This window comes from Deinococcus deserti VCD115 (genome assembly GCF_000020685.1).
Lineage (GTDB): Bacteria > Deinococcota > Deinococci > Deinococcales > Deinococcaceae > Deinococcus > Deinococcus deserti.
The window spans coordinates 278,052-295,093 of sequence record NC_012528.1; the positions used below are offsets into that span (position 1 = coordinate 278,052).

Sequence of the window (17,042 nt, forward strand, 5' to 3'; positions counted from 1 at the left end):
CGACATTCCGCGTCACTACCGTGGGCAACTGGGCGTGAGGTACAGGAGGGTCGGCCACACAGAGGTGCCGCACTTGAGGAGGGCATGTAGCAGGTTGTTCCCAGGTCGTTTCGTACTAACAGAGATTAGTGCTAAAAAACGTGTGAATCAGTCGCCAAGGGTTTGCCTCCTGGGATCAGTTGGAACCGCCTTTCTGAAGCTCTCAGGAGGAAAATGTTTTTTGATCGTCTGGAACAAGGTTTTTCACCAGGAAACGCCAGTCCGCAACGTTTTGCCCTCAGCAAAGACTCAGATTGATCACGGGTTCCGGTGTTGAACTTCATTTTTCAGAGTGTCCACACTCAGCCGTTCATTCTCCGTTACGTCCCTGAAAATAAGAACGCTCCGTTCCTCCAGGTCCCTGGCTTTCCGCTTATACGCTTCGGCCAGCCGCTGATCACCCGCCTGGGCGAACTCGCGACCTGTGTTTTCCAGCAGCATGACCGCCTCTTCCATGGTGCGCATCGTCCGCCAGAGGGTTTCCTCAACGTGCTCAGTCACACCCACCAGCAGTGTGTCTCCCGTGTAGGCATGACCGGTGTGACAACGGTAGCGCGTAAAGCCCCCTTCCTTGATCTGCACCAGCACACCGCCGCACTCCGGACAGGTCTGTGGCGTCACTTTCCCGAACTCCATCACGCCCTTCCGGAACGCATGATCACTCAACGCGATTTTTACTTCTGTTTTGACCCGGTGCTGGGTGGCCGGATCGATGTCCACCCCTGCAGCATATGGAAGAGGTTCAGCGACAAGCTGTACCAGCAGGTCGCCCAGGTCCTGACCTCGCACGGTGTGATCGACCTCGACCTGGTTCAGTGCACTGGCTGGCATCGAACTATGTTCTGCATCCTCGGGGTCCTGTACGATAGCGATACCGCCGAACTGCTTGATGGTCCACAGTCCTGAGGTCCCGTCATCAAGCATGCCGCTGAGAACGACCCCAATGACACCGGGTCCCGCACTATAGGCAGCTGAGCGAAACAGCGTGTCTACTGCTGGGCGCACCCGGTTCTCCTTCGGGCCCTTCTTGACTCCCAGGCACTCGTCCTGAAGCAGCAGGTGGTGGTCAGGAACGGCGCAGTAAATCCGGCCCGGCTGGATGGGTTCGCCGTCCTGAGCATGAACTACAGGAAGGAGCCCGGATCGGCCGAGAATCTCAGGGAGATGGCTGGGGGTGTAGGGCGGGATGTGAGTGGTGAGGCAGACAGCTGCTGGAAAATCGGCAGGGAGATTGGCCACCAGGTCCATGAGGGGTTTGGTTCCTCCCGCCGAAGCGCCAATGACAACCAACCAATACGGCAGCATTTCTCACTGTGTGTGGCTTTGCGATGAGAGGGATGGTGTGTTCCTGAAGCCAACTACAGCAACGGAAGGCCTGGTGCTGGTGCCAGACCGGGTCTGAAAATAGCTGCACCGGCTTTGTTGTGCAGCCGTCAGTGCTATACGCATGAGCAGGTGAGGCAGCAGCACTCTGCTTGAGCTTGAAACTGGGCTGATACAAAAAAGGCGACCAGGACGATCTGGAGCGGCTTACCCGATAACGGTATGAGCTGGTCGGTTCACACGAAGTTGCATAGATGCAACCCTTCTTCTATTCCCTGCATGTCCTCACAGGCATTTCGCATGGCCTGTGTCTATAGCAAGTGACAACTGACTGGAGGCCTGCGGTGACGAGCACAATGGGCGTCATGAAACACAAGCTTTACAACGTAGCTGGTGTTTCCTTGAGGGCTGAGGCGACTTCATCCTCCACCCAGATGCCTTCAGCCACAGTTGTCCCCAGGGCGAAGGAGTCACTGTCAGGGAGCTGAACGCGGATTACACCAAGGGAATCGACTTCCAGCACTTCCAGGTCGGTTCCCGGTACCACTCCCAAGCTGGCCAGGGCCGCCAGACGTGAGGGGTCATTTTGAGCCAGCCGTCCGACACGTACGGTTTCACCTGCCCGGACGTCCATCAGTGAACGTCTGGCTTCACGCGGCATGACTCCTGTCAGCGAAGGAATGGGATCACCATGTGGGTCGTGTGTGGGTGCACCCAGCGCAGCGAACAGACGCGCCTCGAGGGATTCTGAAATATGATGCTCCAGACGGTCTGCTTCCTGATGCAGCTCTTCGAGGGGAACGCCGAGCGAATGATGTAAATATGCTTCGATTATCCGGTGATGGCGTAGAATTTCCAGTGCGACCGATTCCCCAGCAGCTGTCAGCTGGACGCCTTTATACGCCTGATAACTCACCAGTTGGAGCTCGGCCAGACGTTTGAGCATTCCCGTTACGGAGGCTGAAGTGATCCCAAGCGACTGGGCAATATCCTGTGTGCCCGCTTTCCCCTCCCGAGAAAGAAGATAAATAGCTTTCAGGCAATCTTCCGACTGCGGGGTAAGTCTCTCGCGCACTTCCCTATGGTAGCTCAGTACCAGCGCTTTACGATGCATCAAAGAGAGGCAGGACCGGGGTCCTGCTCTCCTCTCCCTATGCCCGCATATTGACGGCAATTTCACTGTCGGCGACGCCAGCAGGAGCCAACTGTGTGCCCTGACGCCGCAAGCGAGTGCTCTTGAGGCGGGCATCCACACTCATGCTGATGGTCTTGCTCCACCCGATAAAAAGCACAAAGACAGCAGTATACAGAAATAGACTGATTTCATTCATGTTACCAGAGAGAACAAAATTAATATGCATAAACAGGCAGACAAACAACATTGGTAGAGTAAACAAGCCAATCATAATCAAAGCGCCTGCAATGACTTGCACCACCGGAATCGTATAATTAAAAATCAGGAGATTTTCCATGACCACGATTCTCAGGAAGTGCTTATAAGGTTCAACAACGTTTGGCTTGTCGAGGGCTTCTAAAAGGTACTGACGCAGAAAAAGTCCCGGCTCACTCCACCAGTGCTTCTCCGTTTCCTTAGTCACGCCCGCCATGATCCATGCCAACCCATATGCACAGCGCAGAACAACAAAAAACAGAAGGGAGGCAGTGTTGACGACTGTCTCAAAATTGACTCTTGGGTTGAGGGTGTGGTGATGAAACGTTCCTGGGGTCATGGTGTTCTCCAGATGGGGTGTGCGCTCCATACATCTGCCAGGTACGGCTGGCAGATGGAGCCACAGAAGAATGATTTAAAGATTTCAAAAGCCGACAGTTAATAACTGCAAATAAAATAGTTAGGGTGCCCAAAAATATCAAGTCGTTGCGTTCATCAGAACTTTAGGTTGGCCGGCCTCCACGTAGCAGGCCGGCGGGCTTTTCCCCCTGAGCAAAGCCAGAGGCACTTAAACAAACGTGCTGCTGGACAGCCAGGCACTGCCCCGTGCTGGAGAACGGGTCTGCACTTAACCCGCCTCTCCAGCACGGGGCAGGTCGTGAGCAGGTGAACACACTCGATTCGAGGGAAGCGAATTTCCCTTTCTGGCTCTTCTGCTGATGGAAGGTCTGGGGTGGGCAGCAGGAGGGATAACGGATGTCAATCAAGGACGCTTTCACCTTGAACTTCAGTGCGTCACGGATCAACCCACTGTGCAGTGCTTGTATTCCCCTAACTTCCCGTCCACCTGAAATGAAATTTCTTGACCTCGTTGAGACATGTGCTTGCTTCCTAAGTACACTTCCTGAGTGCTTGTTCCGGCATTGCCGCCGATGTAACGACACATGCTGCTCGCAAATCACGCGAGCAGCATGGCGCGCGAGACACATAAGCCGACGGCGTGAAGCATCGGCCGGTTTGCGAAACTCACCAGACTTACGGTCAAGATCCTGCAGTACTACAAAGAGGAAAACATCCTCAAGCTGGCCGTTGTAAGTCAACAACCCGGCTCCCGGTCGTACACCGAGACGCAGCGTAAGCAGATGCATGTTCTGGCGAAGCACACATTATGCGGGTCCCGCTCGCCATATTGCAGCACTCCATGCTGAATCCCACGCTTGAGCACCAGAGCGGGGTGTACGACAGGAAGAACTGGCAACTAGAGCAGGATTCAGGAGACGTCAGCATGGCCTGGAGTGGCTGCACCGTAGACGGGCCTATCCCTGGCCGGGGCAGCCGTACGAGGTTACAGCTGAGGTACCGCCGTCCCACCCCCGGGCATGCGTCCACTACGCGACGACTTGGGAGGACTCTCAGCAGAACGGGATTGGGCGTTCGACGTGGCCCTGTCGTTCCTGACCCGGCTGGGCGTGAAGCCAGCAACTCCTCTTCTGTCATTCGGCCTGCCGCCCAAGGAAACGCGAGGTGTACTGAACGGGTTGAAGTATACGCGGGCTTCGAGATCCGCGGGCCCGTCCTGCCGGCCAGCAACGTGCTGGGGGAAAGACACCATGGTTCAGGGGTACGGGGTCTTGCACGGGTCCGTCTGGGCACATCTGGCAAGTCAGACCGATGTTACTCGAACACCTCCAGCAGGAAGACTGCAGGTACTTCCGAACAGGAGAATTTTTACAGCAGCGGCTCTTCCATGTGGGACGGTGGGATCTCCCCGTCGTAGGACGCCAAGTGACGGAGGTGCGGTGGATTGTCCAGCCGGACTGCCAGGGAAACGTCGTCCCGAGAGTACGACCATTGGTCGGTCCTACACCTGATTAAGCACTGCTGAACGACGTCCCCCAGCTCATGAAGAGGGCCTTGGGACAGCTCTCTCCTATGAGTCCGCACCGACGCCTTACGCTGACCGGACAATGACCCTGCTCTCGTCTCCCACCGAGCCTTGCGTGCCCACGACCGTTTACCACGCAGACCATGGCCGGCTCTGTGTATGTCCGACGACCGGGGGCCTCTATGTGACGATTCAGCCGTATGGCGCACCTGCACAAAGCATCACCATCGACCGCGAACAGGTGCTTGAATTGATCCACCAGTTGCAACGAGAGTATCCGACTGAATCCTGATGGGCCTATCAAACCGCGCCACATGAATTACCGCCTGTCCCCTCTGGTCGCTCAGGGCATGGGCACGCGGTTGGCCTGCCAGTAGCTCAGAAAGGCTTCCGCCTGCTGCACGAAAGCGTCGAACCCACTTGATTTTACGAGGTAGGAGCTCGCGTTCAGGTTATAGGCCTGCGTGATATCCGCGTTTGCCTTGGAGGTGGACAGCATCACAACCGGAATAGTGCGCAAGGACGGCTCCTGTTTCAGCTGCTCCAGAACCTGGAACCCCGTGAGGCCAGGCATATTGATGTCCAGCAGAATGACGTCCGGACGAACTTCCCCATTCCTCAACTGCCGGAGTGCATCCTCGCCACTTGCGGCGCAGCTGAGGGTACATGAGGAACTGAGGTGATTGAAGGCTTCTTCAGCCAGCAGGCGGTCAGTGGGATCATCGTCCACCAGCAGGTAATGGTAGGGAGCGGGCATGCACTTGAGGATAAAGCGCCGATAACAGTTGCGCGTCTACTCCTGGGATTCATGCAATGGGGTGGTCTCTAACCGCGCCTTGCTCTCCACAACCTGAACTTCAAGAGCATGCTGAACCTCCGCTGACACCACTCGCTCCTGCTCCAGACGAGTCAACTGCGCCAGGTTCTCGCCTTCCTCGCGCTCCAGGGCCGAAATCAGCGACCGGGTGGAATCAGCCTTCTGCTCGAGATCGGCACGCTGAACGGCATGCGTCCGGCCGCTTTCTTCCAGTTCCCGCACGCGGTCCAGCGCTTCGCTGCCCAGAACTTCGAGTTGTGCCAGATCACGTTCCGCCTGTTCATGCTCTGTCTGTATCTGCCGGGCGTGGGCTTCTGTGCTGACCTGCTGGAGCTGGGCCACCTGGCCGGCCGTATCTGCTTCCTGAAGCGCGGTGGTAATGAGATCCTGGAGCTGCTCCATCTGCCGCTGTACCACAGCACTCAGGGTATGCAGCAGGGTGCCGCTGACATCCTCCAGAGGGGTCCCCCGTACGTTTTCGAGGGTACGTTGAATGGCTTCCCGCAGGTCAGTGGCGGTCTTCTTCTGCTCCTGACTGGAAGCAATGATGCCCTGGAGGGTCGCAATGTGCAGCTGCGCTTCAGGAGAGCTTCCTCCCCCAGCAAGGTCGCGCAACTGCGCTTGGGTCACGTCAATGACCTGCCGCAGGGACCTGGTGACACCGATCTGCTCCTTGCCTGCGCTGATGATCTGCTCGAGCACGTCCCGCTGCACAAAGCCTGCTGCGCCCACATGTCGACGGGCGGAGTTAAAAGAGGCGTTCTCAGTCACGTCCAGGAGCTCTGCGGCTCTGTGGTCATCGCGGGGGTTAGTCATAACGCAGTGTAGAGGCTCCTTCATTGCAGAAGGGGAGGCCCCGTGGCGCCGTCCGGTCGAGGGAACCGGCCAGCCTGTCGTTCAGCGGGGCTCCCAAAGTGCAGGCGTAAAAAAGGAAGTAACTGGTGACGACCTGCCTCCCCTTGGATGACGTGTAGTTGTGGTCAACACTCCCGCTAAATGATCTTTATTGGTTCAAAATCCGGCTGGTTCTTGTGGGTAGCAGATGGCCGGAGAGCGTAGCTTTGGAGGCAGCATTCGGCACCATGTCACCGAAGACTGCCTTCTGATTTCAATCTTCATCTGATACCTGAGCCGTCGGCGTTGATCTTGGACGAATGACGCTCACGAGCACGCCCAGGGTGACAATCATTACGCCCAGCACGGCGAGCGCAGACAATTCTTCCCCGAGCAGGGGCACAGCCGAAAGCGCCGCGAGAGCGGGCGTAAGAGACGTGATCGTCGTGGTGAGGTTGGGGCCCAGGATCTGAAGCGCGCGGGTGTAGGTGATCAGCGCGACCACGACCGCAAGCAGGCCCTGATACACCCCCTGTATGACGACCTCTGCGAGAGGGGCTTCAAGCAGATTCGAGTGCCCGGACAGCAGGTACGGCGGCCAGTACGTCACCAGGCAGAACACCCCAATCACCGCCGTCGCCTGAAGGGGTTGCACCCGCCACCGACGCGCAAGTACTCCGAAAACAGCCCACGAGACCGACGCACTTAAAAACAACAGGTCGCCCCGCCAGGTGGTGCCGCCGCGTCCGAGTTCGTCCGCCACAAGCAGCGCAACGCCTGCCGCCACAACGGCCAGACCCAGCAGGCGGCCGCGTGTCCAGCGCTCTCCGAGCAACCACCACGCCAGCGCAGCAGTGAAGAATGGAAGCATACCTGGCATAAACACTGCCGCGTGCGCTGCGGGCGCAAAATGAAACCCCGAGTACGCGAGCAGGGCGTACCCCAACCCCGCAGTCACTCCGAGAGCGGCGACCTGGAGCAGGGTCAATCCACCGGTGCCATGCCGCAGCAGGTACGGCAGCATGACCAGGCCGGACACGCCGAACCGCAGGGCGGCCACGTCAAAGGCCGACAGGGTGCCCTGCGCGCCCAGGCGCGATACCAGGATGAACCCCGACCAGATCACCACGGTAATGAGCGCGCAGGCATACCCCACAGAACGCTCTCGGGAGGCGGCCGACCTGACCGGGACCGTGCTCACGCGGACTGGTCGACTTTAGCGTGGGGAGGGACGGACGGGCCGCCTCTGAACTGGGAGGAAAGGACCACCGGTGCCAGCCTTTGAGCCGTGCCCTCTCCATACGTGAGGTGGCTGCTGAGATTTTCGAACAGTGCGGTGAGGTCCATCCTGTCTTTTATGGTCTGGCTTTTGCCGACGGACACTTCTTCGGGGAAGGTTCTTATCGTACTGAGGCACGCCCAGCCTCCAGGATTGTCGGAGTCATGGCGGTCGGTACCGAGACGTGAGGATTGGACAGCTTCTGACATAAGTGCCCCCAGTGTTGCACCAGCGCACGGTGTCTGCTGTGCGCCAGGCCTGTGCTTGATCACCAGTGCGCTGAGCGGGAGAGTTCTCAGGGCAAGCGGACCGCAGAATTGACCCTACCCGGGTTTGATGCGATGCCAGCAGGACCAGGCAGTGCGTGAGGTGTGCCCCAGGCTGCCTGTGATCCTGAGCCTTGTCGCGGACATCAGCTTGCCCGGCCTTTACCTGCTCCCAGCGGGTCTGGATAACCGCTGCGCGCCCTTCCTTCACTGGCCCCGGCGGCGGTACCCCCGGACGTAGTCGATGTGCGCTGTGCGGGGCCACGGCGCATCCACCGAGGCTTCGGTAAGCTGATGCGGCAGCTCATACAACGTCAGCATGAACTGCATCGGGTAGCTCGGTGACTGATGGATGGTCCTCACTGCTACGCCATCCACGAAAAACGTCAGACTATCCGGTTTCCAGTCCACCGCATAGGTGTGAAACTGCGAGGCGTCCATCTGGAAGGTCTCCGTGTAGAACTCATCGTACAGGGACGTGTCTCCGAACGGATGCACACCATACCGGACTTGTGCTGTCTCAGCCGTCATGTCCTGACCAAAGACTTCACAGATACAGATTTCGCCGGATTCATGCGGCTGCGTCTCCACGCCGATCATCCAGAGAGCCACCATGTAACCTGGAATCGGAACTGCCTGAAATCTCGTCTCAAAATACCCATAGAGTGGCGCGTACAACTGCAGGGTCGGCTGCTCTTCACGGACGCGGAGGTCCGGGTGAAACCGGTGCTGCCCGATGCAGCTTCCCACCGGCCCTGAGAAACTCCCTGTCTGCAGGCAGGACACGCGCAGCGCTCCGTCAATGTCAGGCAGCCACGGCTCCTGATCCCGCTCGATATGAAGGTGGAGCCCTTTTCCTGGAAGGGTATAGCGGGCAGAAGATTTCTCCCGCGCACTCCAGTGCGGGAGATAAAAGGGAAGCCAACGATGTTCACTGAGTGTTGCGCCCTCGAACTCTTCCTGAAATTCGAGTTGATAGCTGGATCTCTCTTGCGGGGCGAACGGTCCCTGATCCGGTGAGCGGAACGCTGGCAGGGCACGACTGTCATCTTCCAGGATGCGATCACTGTGGGGCGACTCAGGCTCAAGGTTCATAGCATGAAGAGTAATCCGGAGCTCGCCTCGTCGCTTGTAGCAATAGAAGACGACAGCGAGTTACGGCTCGGCGTGCACCCGCTGGCAGGACAAGGTGCTGGGCTCGAATCAGGGCGTGGTGGGAAGCCCGCTACTTTGTTGGCTCAGGGCTTTGTCCACTGCTGAAGTGCGCTGCAATGACCTTTTTCCAGCGCCGCTCGCGACTCAGCCTGCTCGCCTGCTTTTGGCCGCGCACGTAAAAGATGAGGCGCGTCACACCTCGGCCAGCCAGTGCGTCGTTGAGGGAATGGCGCAAACTTCTATCTGGTTCTCAGGAACTGGGTCTACCCCTCCACCTGCGTCTGCCTACCCGACTTTGCTGGAGATCGCGCTGCGCGGAGGAGCGCAGCTCTGCCGGGGTATCAGGTTGGCGGGGAACACCTGGCTGGTCACGGTGTGGCCTTCCAGAAGGGCGATCATGTTCCGGGCAGCTGTGACAGCCATATCGTGAACCGGCTGCTCGATAACTGTGACCGGAGGGGTGACCAGGGACGTCCAGGAGTAGTTGTCAAACGTCACCAGGCTGATGTCGTCCGGAATCTTCCAGCCGCGCTCCCGGATGGCGCGGAAGGCGCCGATACCCTGAGTGCCGGCCAGGGCGATGATGGCGGTGGGTGGGGTGGGCAGGGCCATCAGTTCGTGGGTGAGGCGAAAGGCCGTCTCCTCGGTGAGGAGGGTGACGCGCTGATATTCCGGGAGGACCGTCAGGCCCAGTTCGGCCATGATTGCAGGAAAAGACTGACTGCGAGTCTCGGGATGAATCAGAGGGTGGTAGGTGCCAAGAGCGGCGATGTGCCGGTGCCCAAGCGAGTGCAGGTACTGCACAGCCTGCCTTATGGCGCCCACGTGATCGACGTTGACGTGGGGATACGGGCTGCCTGGGGGGACATAGTCGTATTCCAGGATGTGAACGCCTTTGGATACGAGGCGGTGGATGTAAGCGCGGCTTTCTGGCCCGTAGCCGGGTCGGAGCAGGATGCCGGCAACACGCTGCCCGTACAGCCGCTGAAGTTCTTTGACTTCACGGGCGGCGGTGTATTCGATTTCGCTGATGATAATCGTGTACCCGGCCTCGCCCAGGGTCCGGCTGACGGTCCGCGCGAATTCAGCAAAGAAAGGTTCCACGATGCTGGCCACGGTCAGGCCGATGGTTCGGCTCTGACCTCCCCGAAGACTGCCAGCACGTTGATCCGGCTCGTATGCCAGTGTCTGGACGGCGGCTTGAACCCGGGCCAGGGTGTCCGGCGTAAGTTTGTCGGGTTCCCGCAGGGCTCGTTTGGCGGTGGTAGGAGAGACGCCAGCGAGGCGAGCGACGTCTTGGATGGTGGCCACGGGGCCATTTTAGGCGCAAACAGGGTCGCAAGATGTGCGAATTGATGGCCACGAGTTCATCACTGCACTGAGTCAAATTTGGTGACAGGTAGACATCAGCGTCAGGAGTGTGTTTCAATGATGGCCACGAGACCATTCAAAAAGAAGAGGGAATCCGCCCTCCCCTAGCACGAAGCGACGCCATGCCGATCGTCCGTTCGCCTGCCGCCCTGCGCGGTTCCCGGAGGTTTCCCCATGAAGAGAATTGCCCTGCTCAGCCTCTCATTGTTCGCCAGTGCTCAGGCAGCAACCATCACCATCGCCACGGTCAATAACCCGGACATGGTGACCATGCAGAAACTCACCCCTGAGTTCAACAAGAAGTACCCGGATATCAACGTGAAATGGGTGGTGCTGCCCGAAAACGAACTGCGCCAGAAGATCACCCTGGATGTGGCGAGCGGCGCCGGTTCCTTCGATATTGCCACCGTGGGGGCCTACGAAGTGCCGATCTGGGCCAAGAACGGCTGGCTCAAGCCGCTGACCCCGCTGTTCAGTAAAAACCCGGCCATTGCCAGCAGCTACAAGCTGAATGACGTCCTGCCAGGGGTGCGCGGCGCACTGACTGTTAAGGGACAGCTGTACGCCGTACCCTTCTACGCCGAGAGCTCCATGACCTTCTACAACAAGGACCTCTTCAAGGCCGCTGGCCTGACCATGCCCGCCAACCCTACCTGGAAACAGATTCAGAGCTTCGCCGCCAAAATCCACAATCCCTCCAAGGGCGTATACGGCATCTGCCTGCGTGGTCTGCCTGGTTGGGGCGAGAACATGGCTGTGTTTTCCACCGTAGTCAACACGTTTGGCGGCCGCTGGTTTGACCAGAACTGGAATGCTCAGCTGAACTCTCCGGCCTGGAAAAACGCCATGACCTTCTACGTGGACACCATCCGCAAGTATGGCCCTCCCGGCGCTACGTCCAACGGCTTTACCGAGAACCTCACCCTGATGAGCCAGGGCAAATGCGGTATGTGGGTGGACGCCACCGTGGCCGCCGGCTTCCTGAGCGACCCCAGCAGCAGCAAGATCACCAAGTCGGTTGGCTTCGCCGCCGCACCTGTGGGCACCACTCCGCGCGGCAATGCGTGGTACTGGAGCTGGAACCTGGCCATTCCCAAGAGCACCAAACAGGAGGACGCCGCGTTCAAGTTCATCACCTGGGCCACCAGCCAGGAGTACATCGCCCTGGTCGCCAAGACCAAGGGCACCTGGGCCAGCGTGCCTCCCGGCACCCGCACCAGCACCTACAACAACGCCAACTACAAGAAGGCCGCTGGAGCATTCAGCGCTCAGGTGCTGAGCTCCATCAGCAAGGCCGACGTGAACAAGGCCACCAAGGATCCAGTGCCTTACACCGGCATCCAGTACGTTGCTATCCCCGAATTCCAGGCACTGGGCACCCAGGTGGGCCAGTACCTCGCCGGCGCCATCAGCGGCCAGACCACTGTCGACCAGGCCCTGAAGCAGGCCCAGGAAGCAGCCCAGCGGGTGGCCAAGGAAGGCGGCTACCAGAAGTAACCTCCGGCGCACCCTGCTGTGGGAGGAGGGAGGCAGGGCACACGTCCTCGCCCCCTCCTCCCCGCTGTTGTCACGCCCCGAGCAGGAGACCTATCCATGACGGCTATCACGCCCCCTACAACCGTGACCACCACGTCGCCGGCTCCCAAGCGCGGTCTGCGCCTTACTCCCTCCGTGCTGATCTGGCCGGCGATGCTGTATCTGATTCTGACCACCCAGGTGCCGTTCTTCATGACGGTGTACTACTCGTTCTTCAGGTATAACCTCGTCGATCCCAGCAGCCGGCCGTTCATTGGTGTACAGAACTACGTCACGCTGCTGACCGATCCACAGAACCTGCGCATCCTGGGCAACACCGTGCTACTTGCCGGCGGCAGCCTGCTGCTGACCCTGATTCTGGGCGGAGCGCTGGCGCTGCTGCTCAACCGGCAGTTTGCCGGACGGGCCCTGCTGCGCACCCTGATGATCAGCTCCTTCCTGGTGATGCCGATCGTCACCGCTGTCATCTGGAAGAACATGCTGCTCAACCCGGTGTTCGGCTTCTTCTCCTGGGTGGTCGCCAGCCTGGGAGGTCAGCCGGTCGACTGGCTCGCGCAGTACCCGATGGCCAGCGTGATCGCCATGGTCACCTGGGAGTGGACGCCCTTCGCCATGCTGATCCTGCTCACCGGCCTCCAGAGCCTGCCGGACGACCAGATCGAAGCTGCCCGGCTCGACGGCGCCAGCCCCATGCAGGAATTCCGGCACATCGTGCTGCCGCACTGGATGCAGGCTATCCAGGTGGTCGTGCTGATGGAAACCATCGCGCTGCTTCAGGTGTACGGTGAGATCTACGGCTCCACCTCCGGAGGCCCTGGCGTGGCCACCACAAATTTGCCTTATTTCATCTACCAGAAGGCCTTTGCCGAGTACAACATCGGCCTGGCGAGCGCTGCAGGGGTCATCACGGTCATCCTCACCAACATCCTGGCCGTGTACCTGCTCAAACTCATCAACCGCTCGACCAGCAGCCGGGGAGGCTGACATGACCGCTTCACCCTTTATCCGTAACGTCAGCGATCGCCACCGCGTGCGCAATATCCTGCTGACGGTCCTGACGTACCTGCTCGCCGCGGCCTTCCTGTTCCCGCTGGTGTGGATGTTCATGGCCGCCTTCAAAACGGAAGCGCAGGCATTCGCCGCGCCGCCAGTATTCAGCTTCACGCCTATCTTCGACAACTTCGAACGGGCCCTGCCCGGCTACCTTCCCGCACTGAAGAACAGCTTGGTTGCTGCGGTCGGTTCGACCATCCTGGCGTTCATCCTGGGCCTGCCGGCCGCCTTTGCGCTTGCGGTGTACCCGACCCGCCGCGCCCAGGGCGTGCTGACCTGGATGCTGAGCACGAAGTTCATGCCAGCTGTCGGCGTGATCGTGCCGCTGTTCCTGCTGTTCCGTAACCTGCAGCTGCTCGACACCCTGCCCGGCCTGATCCTGATGTACACCACCATGAACCTGCCGCTGGTCGTGTGGATGATGCACTCGTACATGACCGAGATCCCCTTCGCGATCTATGAGGCCGCGAAGGTGGACGGCGCCACCGTGGGCCAGGAGTTCTTCCGGATTGCCCTGCCGCTCTCGACTCCTGGCATGGCCGCTACCGCGCTGTTGTGCCTGATCTTCGCGTGGAACGAGGTGTTCTTCGCGCTGAACCTGACGAGTTCCGATGCGGCGCCCCTGAGTGTGTTTATCGGTTCGTTCAAAACCAGCATGGGTCTGTTCTGGGCGCAGCTGAGCGCTGCGGCCGTCCTGACGGTGCTGCCGGTGCTGATTTTCGGCTGGGTCGCCCAGCGTCAGCTGGTCCGTGGTCTGAGCTTCGGCGCCGTGAAGTAAGGCCGCGTCCTGTGCCCGCTGAGGGCCAGGGAAGCTGATCCCCGGAGCTCCCTGGCCAACCACCTTCTTTCCCACATCCATAACATGCCCCTGGCCCCTGGCCAGATCCGACGTTCTCACGTTCGACGGAGTCCGGAGATTTTATGACGGTCAAACTGAACGCCTCCACGCTTGCTACCCTCAACCGCAACGTCGCTGTCCCCCAGTACGATCCCTCACAACTGACGTCCGGCATCGTTCACTTCGGGGTAGGCGCCTTTCACCGCGCTCACCAGGCCATGTACCTCGACCGCCTGCTGAACACCGGGGCCGGCTCCGAATGGGCCATCTGCGGCGTCGGTCTGCTGCCAGGTGACGCCCGCATGCGGGACGTCTTTGCGGCCCAGGACAACCTGTATACCCTCGTCACCCGCTCGCCGGAAGGACACTCAGAAGCGTGTGTCATCGGCGCCATCCGCGAGTACCTGTATGCGCCGGACAGTCCAGAAGCGGTGCTGGAGAAACTGGCTGATCCGGCCACGAAAATTGTCTCCCTGACCATTACAGAAGGGGGGTACGGCACCAACAACGCCACCGGCGAATTCGATCCCTCCACACCGGAGCTTCAGCACGACCTGACCGAGGGCGCTGTTCCCCGCACTGTCTTCGGGTTTATCACCGAGGGCCTGCGCCGGCGGCGGGAACGCGGCCTTCTCCCCTTTACGGTGATGTCCTGCGACAACATGCAGGGCAACGGCCATGTCACCGCCCGGGCCTTCATCAGCTTTGCCCGCCTGAAAAACCCGGAGCTGGCGGAATGGATCTCACAGGGAGTCGCGTTCCCCAATTCGATGGTGGACCGCATCACGCCGGTCACCACCCCCCAGATCCAGCAGGACGTAGCAGACCAGTACGGGATTGACGACGCCTGGCCCGTGGTGGCCGAGTCCTTCACCCAGTGGGTTCTGGAAGATACCTTCACGCTGGGCCGCCCTCCCCTCGAACAGGTGGGAGTGCAGCTTGTGCAGGACGTAGAGCCGTACGAGCTGATGAAACTCCGGCTGCTTAACGCCACCCACCAGGCCATGGGTCAACTGGGCCTTCTGGCCGGATACACCTACGCGCACGAGGTCTGCCAGGATCCCGTTTTCGTGGACTTTCTGCTTGGTTACATGATTGACGAAGCCACGCCAACCCTTCACCCGGTGCCGGGCGTGGACATCGCCGCCTACCGGGAGCAGCTCATTGCCCGTTTTGCCAGCACTGCCATTCAGGACACCCTCGCCCGACTGGTGGTGGACGGTTCCGAACGCATTCCGAAATTTCTGCTTCCAGTTGTCCGTGAGCGCCTGGCGGCAGGTGGCTCCGTGAACCGCTCAGCGCTGGTGGTCGCTGCCTGGAGCCGGTATATTGCCGCCGCGCATGAGGGACACTATCCCGCGCTGGTTGATCCCCGCGCTGAATCCATCACTGGCGGCGCTGTCAGAGACGTCCAGCACCCAGGAGCTTTTCTCGAACTACAGGACATCTTCGGGGACCTCGCGCAGAATGCCCGGTTCCGCGAAGCGTACCTGACCGCGCGAAATACTTTGGACAGTCATGGTGCCCTGGGGGCCATTCAGGTCATGGTTCAGCAGCACGCAGCAGCACCCGTCCAGCCCTTGTCGCCGGCTTTCACTTCTCCCAAAACCGCAACCAACCTCCCCGATGCAGGCCAGAGCAAACCGGTGCATGAGGAAACACCATGACCTCGTCTGATCTCGCCTCTCACAGTGCTGCCCGTTCTTCCCGCACCAGTGTGCTGCACGGCATTCGTGATCTGCGCTGGGAGACCCGCGACGTCGGCGTTCCTGGTCCCCGCGAAGTCCGCGTGCGCGTGCGCCGCATCGGGGTCTGCGGCAGTGACATCCACTACTACACCCACGGCAGGATCGGCCAGTACGTGGTGGACGCGCCCCTAATTCTCGGCCATGAAGTGATGGGCGTCGTCGACGCGGTGGGCGAAGAGGTCACCCGGGTCAAGGCCGGCGACCGGGTCGCTCTGGAACCCGGCTATCCCTGCCGGCGCTGCGCCTACTGCAAACGCGGCGAGTACAACCTCTGCCCGGACATGACCTTCATGGCCACGCCGCCCATTCACGGCGCGCTGTCAGAGCATGTCCTCTGGCCGGATGATTTCGTGTTTCCGTTGCCGGACAGCCTGAGTGATGACGCGGGAGCATTGATCGAGCCGCTCGCGGTGGGCGTGTGGGCGGCACGCAAGGGAGCGGTCACGCCGGGGCAGAGCATTGCGGTCTTCGGTGCCGGCCCGATCGGATGCACGACGCTGCAAGCCGCCAAGGCCGCCGGCGCCACCACCCTGATCGCTGTGGATCTGGAGGACTTCCGGCTGGACCTGGCCCGTCAGGTGGGCGCCACGCACACGATCAACGCCCGCCATGAGGACCCCACCCAGCGAATCCGTGAGATTACCCGTTCAGACCTGCCCGAGTCACATGCTGGCGTGGACGTGGCGTTTGAGACAGCGGGAAGCCTGCCCACCACCCGCCTGAGTCTCGCGGCGCCCCGCCCCGGAGGCTCGACCGTCCTGGTGGGACTGCCGCCGGACCCCGAGGTCAGCCTGGATATCGTGTCCGCGGCCAGCCGGGAAGTGACGATCCGGGGCGTCTTCCGGTACGCCAACTGCTACCCCGCGGCCATCGCCCTCGTGGAAAGCGGGGCGGTGAACCTCGACGCGCTGGTCACCCACCGGTACACGTTCGATCAGACGCCGGAAGCGTTCGAATTCGCGGATCGCGAGAAGCGCACCAGCATGAAGGTGATGATCGACGTTGGCTGAGTGGTCCCCGTCTGCTTCTCCACGAAAGGTTCTGACATAAGGTGCTCGGCTGTATCTGACTGTAAACCCTCCCGCCACCGTTTTCCAGCAGCATCATCAGGCAGGCACTCTGGTAGTACGATCGCCTGCCTGTCAGCCAGCATGACGTTTGGGAACCACTCCACAAGCGCGAGGTTCAAGTTTGCCTGTAGACCCTAGGACAGGGAAACATCATGTTAGCGCCGCGCCTCACCGAGAATCCCGGGGGATTCCCAATGGCATCTGGACCTAGTGTGCGTCGAAGTGGGCAATCAAGCGTTTTTCGTGGCCAGCGCTCGACGAACACAGGCACGCGCTGAACCTTCTCCTTAAGGCACACCGCCTGCTGAGGCAGCTCATTCTTTTTCCGGGCGCCTGCTGGAGAACTGCGTTGTACCAAAGATCATTCGCACTGACCAGCTATGGGGTTACGGGGCAGTGCTGCGCGAGCTTCCTGTGCTCCACACTGTCGAGCACGTC

14 protein-coding genes are annotated in these 17,042 nt (G+C 60.2%); 6 read left to right on the top strand and 8 right to left on the bottom strand.

What is annotated here, in order from left to right; translation table 11 throughout:
- Positions 1-297 precede the first annotated feature (297 nt).
- The 3 genes from DEIDE_RS17305 to DEIDE_RS17315 form a co-directional block, all read right to left on the bottom strand.
- A complete protein-coding gene (locus DEIDE_RS17305) occupies positions 298-1,344 on the bottom strand; it encodes a chemotaxis protein CheB (RefSeq protein ID WP_041228085.1) in 1,047 nt (348 codons plus the stop codon).
- Positions 1,345-1,741: 397 nt separating this feature from the next.
- Positions 1,742-2,476: a metal-dependent transcriptional regulator gene (locus tag DEIDE_RS17310; RefSeq protein ID WP_162485750.1), complete on the bottom strand. Its 735-nt coding sequence runs from the start codon at positions 2,474-2,476 to the stop codon at positions 1,742-1,744.
- A 37-nt stretch (positions 2,477-2,513) separates the two neighbouring features.
- Complete coding sequence (locus DEIDE_RS17315) at positions 2,514-3,092, bottom strand: hypothetical protein (RefSeq protein ID WP_162485751.1); 579 nt, start codon at positions 3,090-3,092, stop codon at positions 2,514-2,516.
- A 709-nt stretch (positions 3,093-3,801) separates the two neighbouring features.
- Between DEIDE_RS17315 and DEIDE_RS19940 the strand changes: the two genes are divergently transcribed.
- Positions 3,802-3,960: a hypothetical protein gene (locus DEIDE_RS19940; RefSeq protein WP_415543109.1), complete on the top strand. Its 159-nt coding sequence runs from the start codon at positions 3,802-3,804 to the stop codon at positions 3,958-3,960.
- A 1,020-nt stretch (positions 3,961-4,980) separates the two neighbouring features.
- Here the strand turns inward: DEIDE_RS19940 and DEIDE_RS17320 are convergent.
- The 5 genes from DEIDE_RS17320 to DEIDE_RS17340 all read right to left on the bottom strand — a co-directional run bounded on the left by DEIDE_RS17320 (position 4,981) and on the right by DEIDE_RS17340 (position 10,299).
- The gene (locus tag DEIDE_RS17320; RefSeq protein ID WP_012695032.1) at positions 4,981-5,394 is read right to left on the bottom strand and encodes a response regulator; all 414 of its coding nucleotides are present in this window, start codon (positions 5,392-5,394) and stop codon (positions 4,981-4,983) included.
- A 36-nt stretch (positions 5,395-5,430) separates the two neighbouring features.
- Complete coding sequence (locus DEIDE_RS17325) at positions 5,431-6,270, bottom strand: coiled-coil domain-containing protein (protein ID WP_012695033.1); 840 nt, start codon at positions 6,268-6,270, stop codon at positions 5,431-5,433.
- A gap of 292 nt (positions 6,271-6,562) precedes the next feature.
- Positions 6,563-7,489 carry a DMT family transporter gene (locus tag DEIDE_RS17330; protein WP_162485752.1) on the bottom strand — a complete coding sequence of 309 codons (927 nt, stop codon included), beginning with the start codon at positions 7,487-7,489 and terminating at the stop codon, positions 6,563-6,565.
- Positions 7,490-8,040: 551 nt separating this feature from the next.
- On the bottom strand, positions 8,041-8,928 hold the full coding sequence (locus DEIDE_RS17335; RefSeq protein WP_012695035.1) for a glycoside hydrolase family 16 protein: 888 nt from the start codon (positions 8,926-8,928) through the stop codon (positions 8,041-8,043).
- A gap of 345 nt (positions 8,929-9,273) precedes the next feature.
- Positions 9,274-10,299, bottom strand: a complete 1,026-nt coding sequence (locus tag DEIDE_RS17340; protein WP_012695036.1) for a LacI family DNA-binding transcriptional regulator — start codon at positions 10,297-10,299, stop codon at positions 9,274-9,276.
- A gap of 234 nt (positions 10,300-10,533) precedes the next feature.
- On the opposite strand from DEIDE_RS17340, the gene DEIDE_RS17345 reads away from it, so the two are divergent.
- The 5 genes from DEIDE_RS17345 (at position 10,534) to DEIDE_RS17365 (ending at position 16,544) form a co-directional block, all read left to right on the top strand.
- Positions 10,534-11,856 carry an ABC transporter substrate-binding protein gene (locus tag DEIDE_RS17345; RefSeq protein ID WP_012695037.1) on the top strand — a complete coding sequence of 441 codons (1,323 nt, stop codon included), beginning with the start codon at positions 10,534-10,536 and terminating at the stop codon, positions 11,854-11,856.
- A gap of 96 nt (positions 11,857-11,952) precedes the next feature.
- Complete coding sequence (locus tag DEIDE_RS17350) at positions 11,953-12,879, top strand: carbohydrate ABC transporter permease (protein WP_012695038.1); 927 nt, start codon at positions 11,953-11,955, stop codon at positions 12,877-12,879.
- A gap of 1 nt (position 12,880) precedes the next feature.
- Positions 12,881-13,726, top strand: coding sequence for a carbohydrate ABC transporter permease (locus tag DEIDE_RS17355; protein ID WP_012695039.1), 846 nt, complete (start codon positions 12,881-12,883; stop codon positions 13,724-13,726).
- Between the two features lie 143 nt (positions 13,727-13,869).
- Positions 13,870-15,453: a mannitol dehydrogenase family protein gene (locus DEIDE_RS17360; RefSeq protein WP_012695040.1), complete on the top strand. Its 1,584-nt coding sequence runs from the start codon at positions 13,870-13,872 to the stop codon at positions 15,451-15,453.
- A complete protein-coding gene (locus DEIDE_RS17365) occupies positions 15,450-16,544 on the top strand; it encodes an NAD(P)-dependent alcohol dehydrogenase (RefSeq protein ID WP_012695041.1) in 1,095 nt (364 codons plus the stop codon). The genes DEIDE_RS17360 and DEIDE_RS17365 overlap by 4 nt, the downstream gene beginning before the upstream one ends.
- The last annotated feature ends 498 nt before the right edge of the window (positions 16,545-17,042 follow it).

What these genes read in the sequence shown, in the direction of transcription:
- DEIDE_RS17305 (WP_041228085.1), bottom strand. Translation starts at nt 1,344, where the DNA reads ATGCTGCCGTATTGGTTGGTTGTCATTGGCGCTTCGGCGGGAGGAACC.
- DEIDE_RS17310 (WP_162485750.1), bottom strand. Translation starts at nt 2,476, where the DNA reads ATGCATCGTAAAGCGCTGGTACTGAGCTACCATAGGGAAGTGCGCGAG.
- DEIDE_RS17315 (WP_162485751.1), bottom strand. Translation starts at nt 3,092, where the DNA reads ATGACCCCAGGAACGTTTCATCACCACACCCTCAACCCAAGAGTCAAT.
- DEIDE_RS17320 (WP_012695032.1), bottom strand. Translation starts at nt 5,394, where the DNA reads ATGCCCGCTCCCTACCATTACCTGCTGGTGGACGATGATCCCACTGAC.
- DEIDE_RS17325 (WP_012695033.1), bottom strand. Translation starts at nt 6,270, where the DNA reads ATGACTAACCCCCGCGATGACCACAGAGCCGCAGAGCTCCTGGACGTG.
- DEIDE_RS17335 (WP_012695035.1), bottom strand. Translation starts at nt 8,928, where the DNA reads ATGAACCTTGAGCCTGAGTCGCCCCACAGTGATCGCATCCTGGAAGAT.
- DEIDE_RS17345 (WP_012695037.1), top strand. Translation starts at nt 10,534, where the DNA reads ATGAAGAGAATTGCCCTGCTCAGCCTCTCATTGTTCGCCAGTGCTCAG.
- DEIDE_RS17350 (WP_012695038.1), top strand. Translation starts at nt 11,953, where the DNA reads ATGACGGCTATCACGCCCCCTACAACCGTGACCACCACGTCGCCGGCT.
- DEIDE_RS17355 (WP_012695039.1), top strand. Translation starts at nt 12,881, where the DNA reads ATGACCGCTTCACCCTTTATCCGTAACGTCAGCGATCGCCACCGCGTG.
- DEIDE_RS17360 (WP_012695040.1), top strand. Translation starts at nt 13,870, where the DNA reads ATGACGGTCAAACTGAACGCCTCCACGCTTGCTACCCTCAACCGCAAC.
- DEIDE_RS17365 (WP_012695041.1), top strand. Translation starts at nt 15,450, where the DNA reads ATGACCTCGTCTGATCTCGCCTCTCACAGTGCTGCCCGTTCTTCCCGC.